A 15,715-nucleotide genomic window follows, 5' to 3' on the forward strand; every position below is an offset into this window, starting at 1 on the left:
CGTGCTCCGTTTCCGGCACGCGGTAGCCCCTCCCTTCCGTACGTTGCGGTGACCCGGTGCGTCACCGTGCTTCCGGCTGGGCGATGCATGCTGCGCGCTTCCCCGTGATGACACGCCCCTCGGCGGGGTGGGGAGGGTTCCGCCATGATCACCACGACGCGTTCCGTGGCGCGCGACAACACCCGTGCCGGCGACATCCGCGGTGCCCTCGGCACCATCCGCCGGGACGACGTGACCTCGCGTCGGGGTCTGCGCCGCGAGCTCACGACCCTGCTGGCGATCGTCGGGCCGGGCGTCATCGTCATGGTCGGCGACAACGACGCCGGTGCGTTCGCCACCTACGGTCAGGCCGGGCAGGACTACGGCACCGCGCTGCTGTGGACGCTGCTGCTGCTCGTCCCGGTCCTGTACGTCAACCAGGAGATGGTGGTGCGCCTGGGTGCCGTGACCGGCGTCGGGCACGCACGCCTGATCCTGGAGCGGTTCGGGAGGTTCTGGGGCGCGTTCTCGGTGATCGACCTGTTCATCCTCAACGCCCTGACCATCGTCACCGAGTTCATCGGCATCACCCTCGCGGCCGGGTACCTCGGCCTGCCGAAGGTCCCCGCGGTGCTGCTCGCCGCCGCGGTCATCGTCGCCGCGGCGTTCACCGGCAGCTTCCGACGATTCGAACGCATCGCGGTCACCTTCTGCGCCGGGTCGCTGCTGCTGATCCCGGTCTACGTCATGGCCCATCCCGCGACCTCGCAGATGGCCCGCGGGTTCCTCACCCCGACGATGCCCGGCGGCGCCGGACAGCTGTCCACCGTCATGCTGCTGATCATCGGCATCGTCGGCACGACCGTCGCACCCTGGCAGCTGTTCTTCCAGCAGTCCTACATCGTCGACAAGCGCATCACGCCGCGGTTCGTGAGGTACGAGAAGGCCGACCTCTGGCTCGGCGTCCTCATCGTCGTGATCGGCGGCGGGGCGATCATGGGAGCTGCCGCCGCGGCGTTCGCCGGCACCTCCGGCCCGGGTGGTTATACCGACTCCGCTGGGCTGGCGGCCGGGATCGCCGCCCACGCGGGCAACGCGGCTGGGGTACTGTTCGCGATCGCGCTGCTGGACGCCTCGATCATCGGCGCGTTCGCGGTGTCGCTGGCGACCTCCTACGCCCTCGGCGACGCACTGGGCATCAAGCACTCCCTGCACCGCGGGGTCAGGCAGGCCAAAGGCTTCTACGCCGTCTATGCGCTGCTGATCTGCGCCGCCGCGACCCTGGTCCTGCTGCCCGGCGCACCGCTGGGCCTGCTCACCCAGGGCGTCCAGGTCCTAGCCGGAGTCCTGCTGCCGTCCGCGTCGATGTTCCTGCTGCTGCTGTGCAACGACAAGGACGTGCTCGGCCCGTGGGTCAACGGCCGCGGGCGCAACGCCTTCACCGCATTGGTCGTCGCGGTCCTGGTGACCCTCTCGGTGATCCTGACCACCTCGGTCCTCTTCCCGGACCTCACCACGAACGCGATCCTGGCCATCATGGCCGGCTGCGGCCTGACCGCCGTGGCCGCGCTCGGCTTCGCCCTGGCCAACACCCGCCGGACCGCTACGACGCCGATCGACCGGCAGGACCGGGAGACCTGGCGGATGCCGCTGCCGGCCGAACTCGGCCGCGCCCCCATGTCCATGAGCCGTAGGCTCGGCATCGCAGCGATGCGCCTCTACCTCGCGGCCGCGATGATCCTGGTCATCATCAAGCTCGTGCAGGTCGCACTCGGCCACTGACCACCACAGCCCGCCTCGGCTGAAAATGGTGGGTGCGGGTCAGACCTCGTAGCGTTCGGGGTTGTGGCTGTCGGTCACGTTGGCGGACAGGTAGTCCGGGGTCAGTCTGATGCGTGCGGTGCGCAGGTCGGTGGCGGCGGAGAGGAACCGGTGCGCAGCCCGGCGGGCAGCGGCCGCGGCCGGCTGGTCGACGCAGACCGCTGCGCGGCCGAGCTCGTCGGCGACGTCATACAGAGACCGTGCGGTCTGGATGAGCTGCGCGAGCACGTCGGCCGGGTCGATCTGCACGTCCGTGGCGAGGCAGTTGGCGAGGTGGTCGGCGGCGGCCGCGACATCCTCGGCCAGCCGTGTCGGATCGGCGTTCACCACAGGACCACCCCGCGGTGATGACGTCGCCGGCCACGGTGCCGTCGCCGGGATCGGCGCCCGTGCGGCGTCGCCGCGTTGCGGACATCGTCTGCCGCGGTCCGGGACCCGGCACGGCGGGCGGTGAGCACCCCGGCGGGGGACATCACGGAGAGACTGGCCGATGACGTTGGATCCGGAATGCGCCGCTCAGGTGGGTCGCCACGATCGGCCGGGATGATCTCATCACCTCCCAGACGGTACAACACCAGGCGCGGCACCGGTCCTGTCGAAATTCGCAACTGGCGGGCCTCCCTCGGTGCCCGGGCCGCGAAAGGGAACGGCGGGCCGTGGCGGGCGAGCCGGTCGAACACCTGCCGCCGCCGCGGATGTCAGGGCGCGGCGGGGGTGAGTTGTCCTGGTCCTCGGCCGGGCCCGACCTGTACTACTGGGTCGCGGTGCGCGACGTGACCGCCGGTGGCGCGGCCACCCGGCTGGCGGTGCCGACGACGGCACTGTCGGCCGTCGCGGGGTCCCTCACCAACGGTCACGTCTACGAGTTCACCGTCACCGCGGAGAACTCGGCCGGTGAGGGCCCGGTGTCCGCGGGTGCCAGGGCCACGTCGACGTACGCGAAACCACCGGCGCCGACCGGGCTGACCGCGACCGCCGGGGACGGGCAGGTGACGTTGCGCTGGACGGCGAGCCCGACGGCGAACGTCTACTACTGGATCGAGTACCGCACCGCCGGCGGCACCTGGCAGCGGATGCAGTACCCGGTGTCGACGTGCTGCACGTTCACCGTGACGCTGCTGAACAACGGCACCACGTACGAGTTCCGGGTCCGGGCCAACAACGTCTCCGGGGACAGTCCCGCCACCGCCACGGCGAGCGCCAAACCGCTGCCGCCGCGGCCCGCCGCGCCGACCGGCCTGACCGCCGCTCCCGGCGACGGCCGGGTCACCCTGCGCTGGACGGCGAGCAGCACCCCGAACGTCTACTACTGGGTGGAGTACCGGCCGTCGGGCGGCAACTGGCAGCGGTTGCCGTACCCGCTGTCGACGTGCTGCACGTACACGGTGACGTACCTGACGAACGGCACCAACTACGAGTTCCGGGTGTTCGCCAACAACATGGCCGGCGACTCGCCCGCGTCGACGGCCGCGGGTGCCAAGCCGATGCCGCCGCTGCCGACCGCGCCCGGTTCGCTGAGCGTGACCGCGTCCGGTGACACCGCGGCCCGGCTCACCTGGTCGTCCTCCACACCGTCCACTGTGTACTACTGGATCTACTACCGGTATACGGGCACGTCGACGTGGAAGAAGGCGGCGTACCCGGTCACCAGCTGCTGTGCGTTCACGATGAGCATGCTGACGCCGGGCAAGTCGTACGACTTCATGCTGCGCGCGGAGAACCTCGCCGGCATGTCGGGCAACTCGAACACGGCCAAGGTGACGCTCACCATCATCACCCCGGGCACGCCGTCGAACGTGCGGGCGTACTCGACCTCGACGGACCTGTCGGTGTCGACGGTGACGGTGGCGTGGAACAGCGCGTCGAACGCGACCGGCTACTCGATCGAGGCTCGCCCCTGCCGCGGCGGCAGCTGGACCATCATCGCCTTCATGATCACCAGTACGGTGTCGACCCTGCGGTACGGGACCGGCTGTTACGAGTACCGGGTGGTCGCGGACCGTTTCGGCAAGTACGGCGGCCGCAGCGGCTCGGAGAAGGCGTTCGGTCCGGTCGACGACTACCCGTGGCGGGACTTCCTGCCGCTGGTGTTCGACCCGTACCTCTTCGTGCGCAAGCAGTGCACGTCGTTCGTGGCGTCCCGGGTCGACAAGTACTACGCCCAGCGCACGCAGCACTTCAATGGCCCCAACTACCTCGACGCCAAGAACTGGGACACCGCCGCGGCCCGCTACGGCGGCTCGGTCAGCCACACCCCGGCCGTGGGCGCGATCGCCCAGTGGGACGGGCCCAGCTCCACCGGCCATGTCGCCTGGGTCTCCGGCATCGACGGCGGCATGGTCTTCCTGGAGGAGTACAACGGCTCCAACCCGGAGGCGTACGGCCGGCGCTGGGTCTCAGCGTCGTCGGTGCACAACTACCTGATCGTCAACTGACCGCGACGGCACCGGGTCCGCACCTGCGGGCCCGGTGCCGTGCCGCACAGAGTAACGAACGTCCTGCCGACATCTCGTAGGGTATTCGGCTCTCAGCAGTCGTCCGCGTCGACAGTGCCGCAGGGTGGCCTCGGTTGGGGAGAACCGGATCCAGGTCCCGACCACCGGCGGTGCCCCCTGCACCGTGCGGGTCGGCGCTGCGGGCGGGACGTCCACCTCGCTGACCAACGGCCTCGGCGGGCCCAGCGGCGGCGTCGCCACGGGTGAGGACGGTGGGGTCACCGCTTCGGCACCGCGCGGCGGTGGCGGTGGCGGTGGCGTCAAAGTTGGCTCAGCATGATCGAACGCCATTTCGTCACGGTGACGTTGCGTAGTTGGTGTCCGTCAGGTAGCCGGCGCGCACTCATGCCGATGTCAGTGCATCTGATCTTCGCGTGAACACGGAAATCCGTTGCCGGCGATCACTTTGCTCAGCTATGCCGGTAATCGGGCACTGTGGGTGACGATCGGCGACATTGGAAACGAGACAGCATGGACATCCTTGAGCAGGTTCTCGCTCGTTCGACCCGCGATCCCGCGGTTCGAGGCGTGATCCTGATGGGTTCACACGCTCGCGGCCTGGCCACGCCCCGGTCCGATTACGACGTGACCGTTGCGGTCGCCGACCAGGCCGTCGCCTGGCGGCACAGCATCAGATCGGCCGAGCTGGGTGGCGAGCGCCCGGCGCAGCACATCGCGGTCGTCCATCGTCGAGGCGGCATCGGCCAGGTTGCGGGCGGGAACGGCTTGAACCGGGATTTCCTGCCGCCAGCGACGTCTCCGGCTACTGCGAAACTCGTTGACGAGGATCTTGCGCACATACGCATCCGGCGCCGCGCCGCGCCGAGCCGGTGCCAGACCAGCGCGGCCCGGACGAGCGCGGTCTGGACCCGGCCTGGCGGCGTCGTCGCGCCACCGCTGCGCGTGGTGCAGTTTCTCGGACCGGCTGTTGGTTGCACCTTGGCGACCGCCGTGCGTCTGACAGATCATTTCCGGCGGGTGGGGCGGCGTTTGGGCGCATCCGGAATCGTGGTGGGGTGGTGAGCCTCCGTTGGTGGACCGTCGTCGCGGCGGTCGCCGTCTCGGCGTGCATCGGCGTTTCGGCGGCAGCCGTCTGGCTCGACGTCGGTATTGCGGATCCACCGAAGAGCGACCTCCGGCCAGGTGAGGTCCGCACCTTGGTCACCGGCCTGCAAGTCCCGTGGGGCCTCGCCTTCCTTCCGGACGGCTCGGCATTGGTCACGGAACGGAACACCGCGCGGGTGCTGGCGGTGAGCAAACGCGGTGCGGTCAAGGAAGTCCAGCGGTTCGCCGACGTGCGCGCAACCGGCGAAGGGGGTCTGCTCGGCATCGCGGTGTCACCGTCGTACCGGACCGACCAATGGGTGTACGCGTACTATTCGACCGCGGTCGACAACCGCATCGTCCGGTTCCACCTCGGCGGCACCCCCGTTCCGGTGCTCACCGGCATCCCCCACACCGACCAGCACAGCGGGGGCCGACTCGCGTTCGGCCCGGACGGGATGCTCTACGCCAGTACCGGCGACGCCGCCAACGGCGAAAACGCCCAGAACCGCAACACCCTCGCTGGCAAGGTCCTGCGCATCACCCCCGACGGCAAGCCGGCTCCCGGCAACCCGTTCGGCAACAGCGCCGTCTTCAGCCTGGGTCATCGCAACGTGGAGGGTCTCGCCTTCGACCAGCGCGGCACGCTGTACGCATCTGAACTGGGCTTGGAACGCTTCGATGAGCTCAACCGCATCGAGGCCGGGAAGAACTACGGCTGGCCGGTGGTGGAGGGCAAAGGCAGCGACATCCGATTCGTGAACCCAATCGACGTCTGGGCACCCAAAGACGCATCGCCGAGCGGCATCGCGATCACCGGTGGCAACATCTACCTGGCATGCCTGCGCGGGAAGCGACTGTGGAAGGTCGGGCTGAACGGACCGCAGCCGCAGGCACTGCTCGTCGGCACGTATGGGCGGCTACGCACCGTCGTCTCCGCGCCCGACGGGACGCTGTGGGTGATGACGTCCAATCGGGACGGCAGCGGCGCACCGATCAGCACTGATGATCGCATCCTGCAACTGCTGCCGTAGTGCGGGCGAACGAGGGCCTCCTGTCCTCCAGCAGTTTGTCGAACGTGATCGGCAGGCAGCGGACGCTCGCGGCGGTGGCGTGCAACACCAGGTTGGCGATCGCTGGGCGATGCCGATCAGACGGACCTCGTCGACGCCCTTGACCCCCGATCGGGTTGAACCGGTCCGGCTCACGACGTCCACGCTCGGCCTGTAGTCGAGCCATCGCGGCAATCTTCGCGAAGCACGACGTCAGTGGGTGGCGGTGAGCTCCCGGGCACGGGTCCTGGCCCAGGCGTCGGCAGAGCGAATCTCCTCGATGCTGCCGACGGCGCTGCCACCGAGTTCCGCGACGACCTGCGCCACGGTGTCGACGATCGCGAGGAACGGCAGCCGGCCGGCGAGGAAGCGCTCGACGCAGATCTCGTTCGCCGCGTTGTACACGGCGGGCGCGCTGCCGCCGGCCCGCCCTACCTGCCGGGCCAGCGCCACGGCTGGGAATGCCTCGTCGTCCAGGGGCATGAGCCGCCAGTCGTGCGGCCGGGACCAATCGAAGGCACGGGCGGCGCCTGGCAGCCGGTCGGGCCAGGCCAGGCCGAGCGCGATCGGCAGGCGCATGTCGGGCGGGCTTATCTGGGCGATGACCGCGCCGTCGTGGTACTCGACCATCGAATGGATCTCGGAAGGTGGACTCGGCGATCGGGTGCTCAGCGGGATCGCGCTGCGGGACGGTAGCAGCGATTACATGCTGTGGGCCGGCCATATCGGTTTACGGCATCCGCCGTCCGCGCGTCGGCGCGGGCTGGCCACCTGGGCGGTGGGCCGGATGCCGGACGAGGCGCGGGTGCTCGGCCTGGGTCATAGTGGATGTGGTCTCCCGGGGAAACGGGCGGCGGCTGCGGCGACGGTTGCCAGGTCTTCGCTCGAGAAGCCGGCGCGGCTCAGCACCGCCAGGGATTTGTTCGTCGCCAGCGTGCACAACGCCAGCTCTGCCGCCTCCTGCTCATCGGCCCCCGCCGCCAGCAACGCCTGCTCCAGCATCGCCCGCAAATCGTCGATCATGGCGCGGACCATCGCCTGGCCGTCCGCGTCGAGGGCCGGGAACTGCGTTGCCGACACGGTGAGCAGGCAGCCGTCCGGGACCGTCGGGTCGGCGATGCGGTTCAGGGTGACCTGCAGGTAGGCGGCCACAACGGCGCTCGGGCTCGGGTGGGGACCGGACAGTGCCTGGTCGTACAGCGGGTGGTAGGTCTGCGCGTACCGTTGGAGGCTTTTCCGGAAGAGGGCGCTCTTGTCGCCGAAGGTGCCGTAGAGCGAGCCCCGGCCCAGGCCTGTGCCCTCGGTCAGGCGGTCGATCGAGGCCTCCGAATAGCCCCAGCGCCAGAAGACGTGCATCGCGCGTCTTAGTGCCTCGTCCACGTCGAATTGCTTGCGGCCCGCCATGGTTCGTCAGCCTACCCGTCTTGGACTGATCGTTCCAAGTATCTTGTAATGATCGTTCCAGCATGTGTATGGTCCCCGGCATGACAACGTTGAGTTCGCTGCGGTTGCCCGACGGGTTCACCGACGTCTTCACCAGCCGGCTGGTGGAGCTAAACGGCCTGCGCCTGCACGCCGTCACTGGCGGGGACGGCCCGCCGCTGCTGCTGGTCGGCGGGTGGCCGCAGACCTGGTACGCCTGGCGGGAAGTGATGCCCGCGCTCGCCCGCAGGCACACCGTCGTCGCCGTCGACTCGCGCGGGGCCGGGCTCTCCGACAAGCCCGACGACGGTTACGACGCCGGCACGCTGGCCGCCGATCTGGTCGCCTTGATGGCCGCGCTCGGGCACGACCGGTTCGACGTGGTCGGCCATGACATCGGCACGTGGACCGGATACGCGCTGGCTGCCGATTACCCCGATCGGGTGGGCCGGCTCGCCGTCCTCGAAGCAGTGATCCCCGGTCTCTCGCCGTCCCCGCCGGCCTTCAGCCCGGCGGCGGTCAATCAGAAACTCTGGCAGTTCGGTTTCAACCGGCTCACCGACCTCAACGAGGAACTGGTCCGAGGGCGGGAGCGGCTCTTCTTCGGCTGGCAGTTCGCCACCAAGGCCGCCACCCCAACCGCGATCCCCGCGTACGCCGTCGACGTCTACGTCGACGCGATCGCCGCGGATCCTCGCGCGCTGTGGGCGAGCTTCGAGTACTACCGGGCGCTGGACGAGACGATCGCGCAGAACGAGCAGCGCAGCAAGACCCGGCTGACGCTGCCGGTGCTCGCCGTCGGCGGCGCGCTGTGGAGCGGCGAGAATGCCGCCCAGACAATGCGGCTGGCGGCCGACGACGTCACCGGGGTCGTTCTCGACGACTGCGGCCATTACCCCGCCGAGGAGCAGCCGGCGCGGTTCACCGAGATCCTGGAGGACTTCCTCCTTGGCCCGGTTCCCACAACCCGTGCTCGGTGAACCGCCGGCCGGCGGTCGTACACCGTAGGCGCCGCCCCCTGACACTGCGCGGATGGTGCAAGCGTTGCGGCATGCTGAAGGACAGGCACGTCGCCACCCGGCTGCCGGCCCGTAGCCGCGGCCCGGCCCTCTTCGGTGGTGTGCGGCTCGTGGACGGGCGGGCGAGGGGAGGGTGGCCGGGCCGTCCAACGATCGCCCTCATGGTCGCCGTCGACTACCGTTTCGGCCTGCCGCGAGCGGGTAGCTGTCAGCATTTGCGGCGCGTCGCCGCAGCTGCCGATCACGGTGGACGACGAGGGACTCCTTCATGGAGACGTCGGATTGCAAGGTGGTCGTCAGGCCGGCATTCTGGGAGCGGCCATGAAACGACGCAAGGTCGACCTCCGGGCCGTCCCGGCCAACTCGGCCAAGGCGCTCGACGAGCGGTTCCAGGCGGCCAGTCCGCTGCGCCGTCTGCTGAGCAAGGTCTTCCCCGACCACTGGTCCTTTCTGTTGGGCGAGATCGCCCTCTACTCGTTCATCGTCCTGCTGCTCAGTGGCACCTTCCTGGCACTGTTCTTCGACCCGTCGATGCGCGAGACCGTCTACGACGGCAGGTACGCGCCGCTGCGCGGCGTCGAGATGTCCCAGGCGTACAACACCGCGCTGAACATCTCGTTCGACGTCCGCGGTGGCCTGTTCGTGCGGCAGCTGCATCACTGGGCGGCCCTACTGTTCACGGCCGCGATCGTGGTGCACATGTTCCGGGTGTTCTTCACCGGCGCGTTCCGTAAGCCGCGCGAGGCCAACTGGATCGTCGGCCTGCTGCTGTTCTGGATGGGCTTCGTGGAGGGCTTCACCGGTTACTCGCTGCCCGACGATGCGCTGTCGGGCACCGGCCTGCGCATCGCCAGCGCCATCATGCTGTCGATCCCGGTCGTCGGTACCTGGGTGACGACCTCCCTGTTCGGGGGTGAGTTCCCGGGGGAGGTGATCCTCGGCCGGCTCTACATCGCGCACGTGCTGCTGATCCCCGGCGCGCTGCTCGCGCTCATCGCGGTCCACATGGGCCTGCTGGTGAAGCAGAAGCACACGCAGTGGCCCGGCCCGGGCCGGACCAACACCAACGTGGTCGGCATGCGGATGTTTCCGGGCTTCGCGGCCAAGGCCGGCGGCTTTTTCATGATCGTGTTCGCCGTGCTCGCCCTGCTGGCGGGTCTGTTCCAGATCAACCCGATCTGGCTGTTCGGCCCGTACGACGCGGCTGTCGTCTCAGCGGCGAGCCAGCCCGACTGGTACGTGATGTTCCTCGACGGCGCGACTCGCCTCTTCCCGGCCTGGGAGATCAGGTTCCACCTGTTCGGCAACGGCTACACGCTCGCGCCGATCTTCTGGCCGACGGTGGTGCTGCCTGGCATCCTGGCGCTGCTGCCGATGATGTACCCGTTCATCGAGGCCAGGCTCTCGAATGACAGAGCGGTCCACAACCTGCTGCAGCGCCCGCGGGACAACCCGTCGCGCACCGGGCTGGGCGCCATGGCGATCGCGTTCTACATGGTGCTGCTGGTCTCCGGCGGCAACGACGTGGTGGCCGACAAGCTCAACATCAGCCTCAACGCGATGACCTGGGCCGGCCGCATCGGCATCCTGATCCTGCCGCCGCTGGCGTACTACGTGGCGTACCGGATCGCGCTGGGACTGCAGCAGCACGACCGCGAGGTCCTGGTCCACGGCGTGGAGACCGGCATCATCCGCCGCCTGTCCGACGGCCGCTACGTCGAGATCCACCAGCCGCTCCCGACCGGCAACGGCCACCGCGGCGAGGAGGAGCACGGCCTGGAGTACGGCGGCTGGGTCGTTCCGAAGAAGATGAACCGGCTCGGCGCGCTGGCTCCGACAGTGAGGGGCTTCTTCTTCCCGATCGAGAAGGCCCCGCCGCCGAAGCCGGCCCCGCACGAGCGCGACGAGCGCGGGAGGATCACCACGGGCCGCTAGCTGATGAAAGTTTCGTGCCCCGGGACGCAGGTGGCGCGCGTCCCGGGGCCTCCACGTGGCCGTTCGCTTGGGGCTTAAGGCTCCGAAAAGCTTTCGCTAACAGAGACTTTGATTGCCCCGAAAAGGTTTTCGGGGCAGAGTGCAAACTCATGACCACTTTCAATGTCCGATCGCGCCGGCTGTGGCTGGCACCGCTGGTCGCGCTGGTCGTGATCGCTGGCGTACTCGTAGGCCTGCAAACGCGGCCCGCCGCCGCGGCCGCGAAGACGCTGTACATCCCCGCCCGCTGGACCCAGACCGGCGAGGTGCCGTGGGCCCAGAACCGCACCCGCGAGTCGACGAACTTCATCCTGCTGTGGGGAGAGAAGTCCGGCACCAACCCGACGTCGGCGCCGTCGCCGTACAACTTCGACCCGAACAGCATCATCACCCAGCTGGAGAACCTGTACTCCTTCTACGTGAACACCATGCGGTTCACACCGGAGCAGGGGCTGCTCGCCCAGTACAAGATCGTCGTGATCGTCACGAACACGTGGAACCGCACCGAGCTCAACGCCTGGGCGACTGGCGGCTCCGTCGACGGCAAGGTCGGCGTCATCAACATCGACCCCAAGGCGGCGCTCCCCGGCTCCTGGGGCCTCGCGCACGAGCTCGGGCACGTCTTCCAGAACTACACGTTCCTGGGCCGCTCCGGCTTCGGCTTCACCGACGCCAGCGCGGGCACCTTCTGGGAGACCAGCGCCGAGTTCATGGCCATGCAGGCGCTGCCCACCACCGCCGCAGGCGACCTGAGCCGCTGGCTGCGCTCGGAGAACCTCTACTACAGCTCCAGCCGCCACCACTACGGCAACTGGATGCTCATGCAGTACATCAAGGACCGCGACGGCCTCGCGATGTTCAACCGCATCTGGAACGAGGCGAAGAGCAACGAACACCCCCTCGAGGTGTACCGGCGGATCACCGGCATCACCCAGACGGAGCTGAACCGGCGGGTGGGCGAGTACGCGACCCGCACGGTGACATATGACTTCGGCAACCGCTCGACGCTGATGCCGTTCATCAACAACGTGTACGGCGCGGGCTTCCTCAACAACGCCTACAACGGCGGCAACGTAGAGGCGGTCGACGCCTCGCTCGGCCACTTCCGCATCAACGCCCGCGTCGCCCCGTCCGACTACGGCTTCAACAAGATCAAGCTGGTGGCGGCCACGGACGGCGGGCTCGTCAAGGTCCGGCTGAAAGGGCACGCCGAGACCGGCGCGACCGGCTGGACCTTCGGCCTCGTCGCCGTGCGCAACGGCACGCCGCGGTACTCGCCGCTGACAACCGGCACCGACGGCCAGATCGACTTCCAGATGCAGGCCGGCGAGCGCGAGGTGTGGCTCGTCGTCACCGGCACCCCGTCCGCCGTGCCGCACTACGCGTTCCTCGACGGCTACAACAAGGCGCGGCGTTTCCCGTACGAGTTCCGCGTTGCCGGCGCCACCCCGTCCGGCTTCGAGCCCGGCTACGTGAAGCCGGCCGCCACCAACGGCGGGCACTGGCACAGCAACGGCGGCGGCTGGGTCGCCGGCAACGCCAACGTCGCCGCCACCGCCTACGTCGGACCGAAGGCGGCGGTGTTCGCCGGTACCGTCACCGGCAACGCCCGCATCGAAGGCCTTGGCTGGGTCAACGGCGGCACCGTCGGCGGCAACGCCGTGGTCAAGGACAACGCGCTCATCCAGGGCGGGGCCAACCTCTCCGGCAACATCGTGGTCGGCGGCGACGCCGAGTTCGCGATCGCCTGCTCCTCCGGCACCTATCTGGCGTTCAACCCCGACCGCCGCTGCGACGGCGCGGGCGGCGAGACGGACGTGAACCCGTCGTTCGGCACCTTCCCGAGCGCGGACCTGGCCATCGGCGGCACGACCCCGCCCCCGCCGACCGGCGGCGTCAACGTGGCCGGCTCGGCGACCGCGTCGGCGTCCTACACCTCGGCGTGGGAGTCCGTCGCGGCCATCAACGACGGCATCGACCCGCCGTCGTCCAACGACACCGTCAACCGCCGCTGGGGCACCTGGCCCAACAGCGGCCAGCAATGGGCGGAACTCACCTGGCCGTCCGCCGTCCAGCTCAACAAGGCCCAGGTGTACCTGTTCGACGACGGCCAGGGCATCGACCTGCCGTCGAGCTGGAAGCTGCAGTACTGGACCGGCAGCGCCTACACCGACGTACCAGGCGCGTCCGCCTACACCGTCACCGCGAACGCGTACAACACCGTCACGTTCACCGCGGTGAACACCACCCGGCTCCGCGTGGTGCTGCAGTCCAACGGCACCAACTCCGTCGGTCTGCTGGAGGTCAAGGCCTTCACCGCCTGACAGAGATGCTGTGTGTGTGCACCTCCCGCCGGGGTCGACCCACCGCCTGACTGACTTCGGGTCCGCAACGGGATCCGTCGGCCTGTCGACAGCCTCGGTCGGGAGGTGCTCACGCACGCAGTGAACCCTGACTTCATAGGACCTCTGCGCCGAGATCGCCGGACTCGACGACCTGCCGAAACCGCTGGTCAGCGAGATCAACCCGGCAGTGCCGGCCGCCACCGGTACCGAGGCCGACGTCGACGCCAGCTGCTGGTCACCGCCGGAGAAAACCACCTGCGGCTCTCTCCGAAGCCGTCTTGACCGGCGTGCTGGCCGCGCTGCCGCCCGCCGCCCGTGCCGCCCGCCTCAACGTTCTGCAGGCCATAGCCCACGACTGACCCGCACGCCGCTCGGAATGGTCGCCGCTACGGTTTTGACTGCTCGACCGGCGGGTGGGTGGCGGGCGCCGCGGCGTGCTGGTGAGCCTCGCCGCCGATCACACCAGCCGACAGCTCGAGCGCAACCTGCACGACGGCGTCCAGCGATGACGCATCTCGCCGGCTTTGCACATCCGCCGGCCGAGGCCCCTTTGACCGCTGCGGCCTTCGACAGACGCGGAGCCGAAACCGGGAAAACCGGGAAAATGAGACTACAGTTACCTGGTGCGCGTCGGTTCGCGGTCGCGACTGGTACGACTGAATCCCCCGTCCCGCGGGGCCGGAATCACGGTCGCCATCTTGATGATCATTGTGGAGAGCCTTCTGCTCTACCCACTGCGATCGATCGTGCAGCCGTTGTCCCCGGGCCTGATCTACATCATCGGCGTGCTGCTCATCTCAATGGTGTGGGGGATGTGGCTGGGCATCGCCACATCGGTGGCGAGCACCCTGGCGTTCGCCATCTTCCACATTCCGCCCTTCGGCAAGGTCGCCGTCTCGGAAGTGCGGGACCTGTTCGAGGTGGCGATCTTCCTCGTCGTCGCGGTGGCCACGAGCGTCATGGCGAACGTGTTCCGGCTGCGCATCGTGCAGGCGGAGGAGTCCGACCTCACCGCCGACATGGCCAGGCTGCTGCTGCACGCGGACGATCCTGCTGAGGTACTGCCCGCGGTCGCGCAGCGCATCGCAAGCGCGCTCGAACTGCCGGACGCCGCGATCGATCGCACCGCCGTTTCCGGCGATGACCGGCAGTGGGCGTTTCCGCTGCATACCGGCACCGTTTCGCTCGGCACCCTACGGGTACCGCGCGGGGCGCCCGAGCCGACGCTGCAACGGCTGCGGGAGCGCGTCGTGCCGTCGCTCGCATCGCTGCTGGAGGCCGGCTACGAACGTGCGGCAATGGTGGAATCGCTGGGCCGGCTCGCCACCGAACAAGCAGCCTTGAGGCGGGTGGCGACGCTCGTGGCGCAAGGTAGCCCTCCGCCCGAGGTCTTCGACGCGATCACCACGGAGCTGCACGAGCTTCTCGGTGAGGGCCACCTGCAGGGTCGGTACTCCACATGGCTGCTGCACTACGAACCCGACGGCATGGTCACCGTCCTGTCAACCAGCCTCTCCGGTCTCACGCCAGAGCAGCTGCACTGGTCGGCGGAGGGCGACAACGTCCTGGCGCTGGTGTGGAGCACGGGCCGGCCCGCCCGGATGAACAGCTTCGAAGGCGCCATCGGCCCCGCCGCCGCGCTCGCACGCCAGGTGGGCATCCGCTCCGCGGTCGGGGTCCCGATCGCCGTCGAAGGGCACCTGTGGGGCGTGGCGGCTCTGGCGTCCGATCAGCCCGGTCCGCTGCCACCCGATACCGAGGTGCGTATCGCGAACTTCGTGGACCTCGCCGCCACCGCGATCGCCAACGCCGACAGCCGGGCCGAACTCGCCGCGTCCCGCGCCCGGCTCGTCGCCGCAGCGGACCAGGCCCGACACCGGATCGAGCGCGAACTGCACGACAGCGCGCTGCAGCAACTCATCGGCATCGGGCTGCGTCTGGGTCTCGTGCGAGCCGGCCTGTCGCCCGAACTGGACCGGACCAAGGCAGAGCTGTCGGACGCCGTGCACGGCCTGAACAGCGTTGTGGACAACATGCGAGAGATTTCGCGGGGTATCCATCCGACGCTGCTCGCCTCGGGCGGGCTACAACCCGCGATCAAGTCGCTCGCCCGCAAATCACCGGTGCCAGTCGAACTCGACACCCACGCCGATCAGCGCATGCACCCGGTAATTGAGGTGGCCGCCTACCACGTCGTGTCCGAAGCGCTGACCAACGCGGCCGAACACGCCCACGCCTCCGTCGTGCAGGTGGGGGCGACAACGCGGGACGGCACCCTGTGCCTGTCCATCCACGACGACGGTGTGGGAGGCGCCGACCCCGATCGTGGTTCCGGCCTGACCGCCCTGCGGGACCGAGTCGAAGCGCTCGGCGGACACCTGAGCATCACCAGCCCCACCAACGGCGGCACGTTACTGCAGGCCGACATTCCGATCGACCTTCCCGCGCCGCACCCCGTCGCCGCCCGGCCTTCGGAGGGGCGCCGGCCATAGCGCAGCGCCGACACAGCGGTGGGCCCAGACGCCACCCGGCCCGTCCAGGACCGGGCAACACCCATCGTCCTC

12 protein-coding genes are annotated in these 15,715 nt (G+C 69.1%); 9 read left to right on the forward strand and 3 right to left on the reverse strand.

The annotated features are described in order from the left end of the window. Nucleotides 1-144: 144 nt before the first annotated feature. Nucleotides 145-1,761 carry an NRAMP family divalent metal transporter gene (locus tag ABZS58_RS13385; protein ID WP_354780928.1) on the forward strand — a complete coding sequence of 539 codons (1,617 nt, stop codon included), beginning with the start codon at nt 145-147 and terminating at the stop codon, nt 1,759-1,761. A gap of 39 nt (nt 1,762-1,800) precedes the next feature. Here ABZS58_RS13385 and ABZS58_RS13390 read toward each other — a convergent pair whose 3' ends face one another. Further along, complete coding sequence (locus ABZS58_RS13390; protein ID WP_354780930.1) at nt 1,801-2,130, reverse strand: hypothetical protein; 330 nt, start codon at nt 2,128-2,130, stop codon at nt 1,801-1,803. 326 nt (nt 2,131-2,456) lie between these two features. On the opposite strand from ABZS58_RS13390, the gene ABZS58_RS13395 reads away from it, so the two are divergent. From ABZS58_RS13395 to ABZS58_RS13410, 4 genes are all read left to right on the forward strand, one after another. Beyond that, nucleotides 2,457-4,235 carry a fibronectin type III domain-containing protein gene (locus ABZS58_RS13395; protein WP_354780932.1) on the forward strand — a complete coding sequence of 593 codons (1,779 nt, stop codon included), beginning with the start codon at nt 2,457-2,459 and terminating at the stop codon, nt 4,233-4,235. Between the two features lie 124 nt (nt 4,236-4,359). Continuing rightward, entirely contained in the window at nt 4,360-4,575 is a 216-nt protein-coding gene (locus ABZS58_RS13400; RefSeq protein WP_354780934.1) for a hypothetical protein, read from the forward strand. A gap of 191 nt (nt 4,576-4,766) precedes the next feature. After that, on the forward strand, nt 4,767-5,318 hold the full coding sequence (locus ABZS58_RS13405; protein WP_354780936.1) for a nucleotidyltransferase domain-containing protein: 552 nt from the start codon (nt 4,767-4,769) through the stop codon (nt 5,316-5,318). Further along, entirely contained in the window at nt 5,315-6,373 is a 1,059-nt protein-coding gene (locus ABZS58_RS13410) for a PQQ-dependent sugar dehydrogenase (RefSeq protein ID WP_354780938.1), read from the forward strand. Before ABZS58_RS13405 ends, ABZS58_RS13410 begins: the two co-directional genes overlap by 4 nt. A gap of 231 nt (nt 6,374-6,604) precedes the next feature. Here the strand turns inward: ABZS58_RS13410 and ABZS58_RS13415 are convergent, their stop codons facing one another. After that, on the reverse strand, nt 6,605-7,021 hold the full coding sequence (locus ABZS58_RS13415; RefSeq protein ID WP_354780940.1) for a hypothetical protein: 417 nt from the start codon (nt 7,019-7,021) through the stop codon (nt 6,605-6,607). Nucleotides 7,022-7,210: 189 nt separating this feature from the next. Next, complete coding sequence (locus ABZS58_RS13420) at nt 7,211-7,795, reverse strand: TetR/AcrR family transcriptional regulator (RefSeq protein ID WP_354780942.1); 585 nt, start codon at nt 7,793-7,795, stop codon at nt 7,211-7,213. Between the two features lie 80 nt (nt 7,796-7,875). On the opposite strand from ABZS58_RS13420, the gene ABZS58_RS13425 reads away from it, so the two are divergent. The 4 genes from ABZS58_RS13425 to ABZS58_RS13440 all read left to right on the forward strand — a co-directional run bounded on the left by ABZS58_RS13425 (nt 7,876) and on the right by ABZS58_RS13440 (nt 15,643). Next, entirely contained in the window at nt 7,876-8,793 is a 918-nt protein-coding gene (locus ABZS58_RS13425) for an alpha/beta hydrolase (protein ID WP_354780944.1), read from the forward strand. A gap of 360 nt (nt 8,794-9,153) precedes the next feature. Further along, the gene (locus ABZS58_RS13430) at nt 9,154-10,767 is read left to right on the forward strand and encodes a ubiquinol-cytochrome c reductase cytochrome b subunit (protein WP_354780946.1); all 1,614 of its coding nucleotides are present in this window, start codon (nt 9,154-9,156) and stop codon (nt 10,765-10,767) included. Nucleotides 10,768-10,916: 149 nt separating this feature from the next. Then, on the forward strand, nt 10,917-13,130 hold the full coding sequence (locus ABZS58_RS13435) for a DUF6055 domain-containing protein (protein WP_354780948.1): 2,214 nt from the start codon (nt 10,917-10,919) through the stop codon (nt 13,128-13,130). Between the two features lie 719 nt (nt 13,131-13,849). Further along, nucleotides 13,850-15,643: a DUF4118 domain-containing protein gene (locus ABZS58_RS13440; protein ID WP_354780950.1), complete on the forward strand. Its 1,794-nt coding sequence runs from the start codon at nt 13,850-13,852 to the stop codon at nt 15,641-15,643. Nucleotides 15,644-15,715 lie beyond the last annotated feature (72 nt).

The organism is Dactylosporangium sp. NPDC005555 (assembly GCF_040605635.1).
GTDB lineage: Bacteria > Actinomycetota > Actinomycetes > Mycobacteriales > Micromonosporaceae > Dactylosporangium.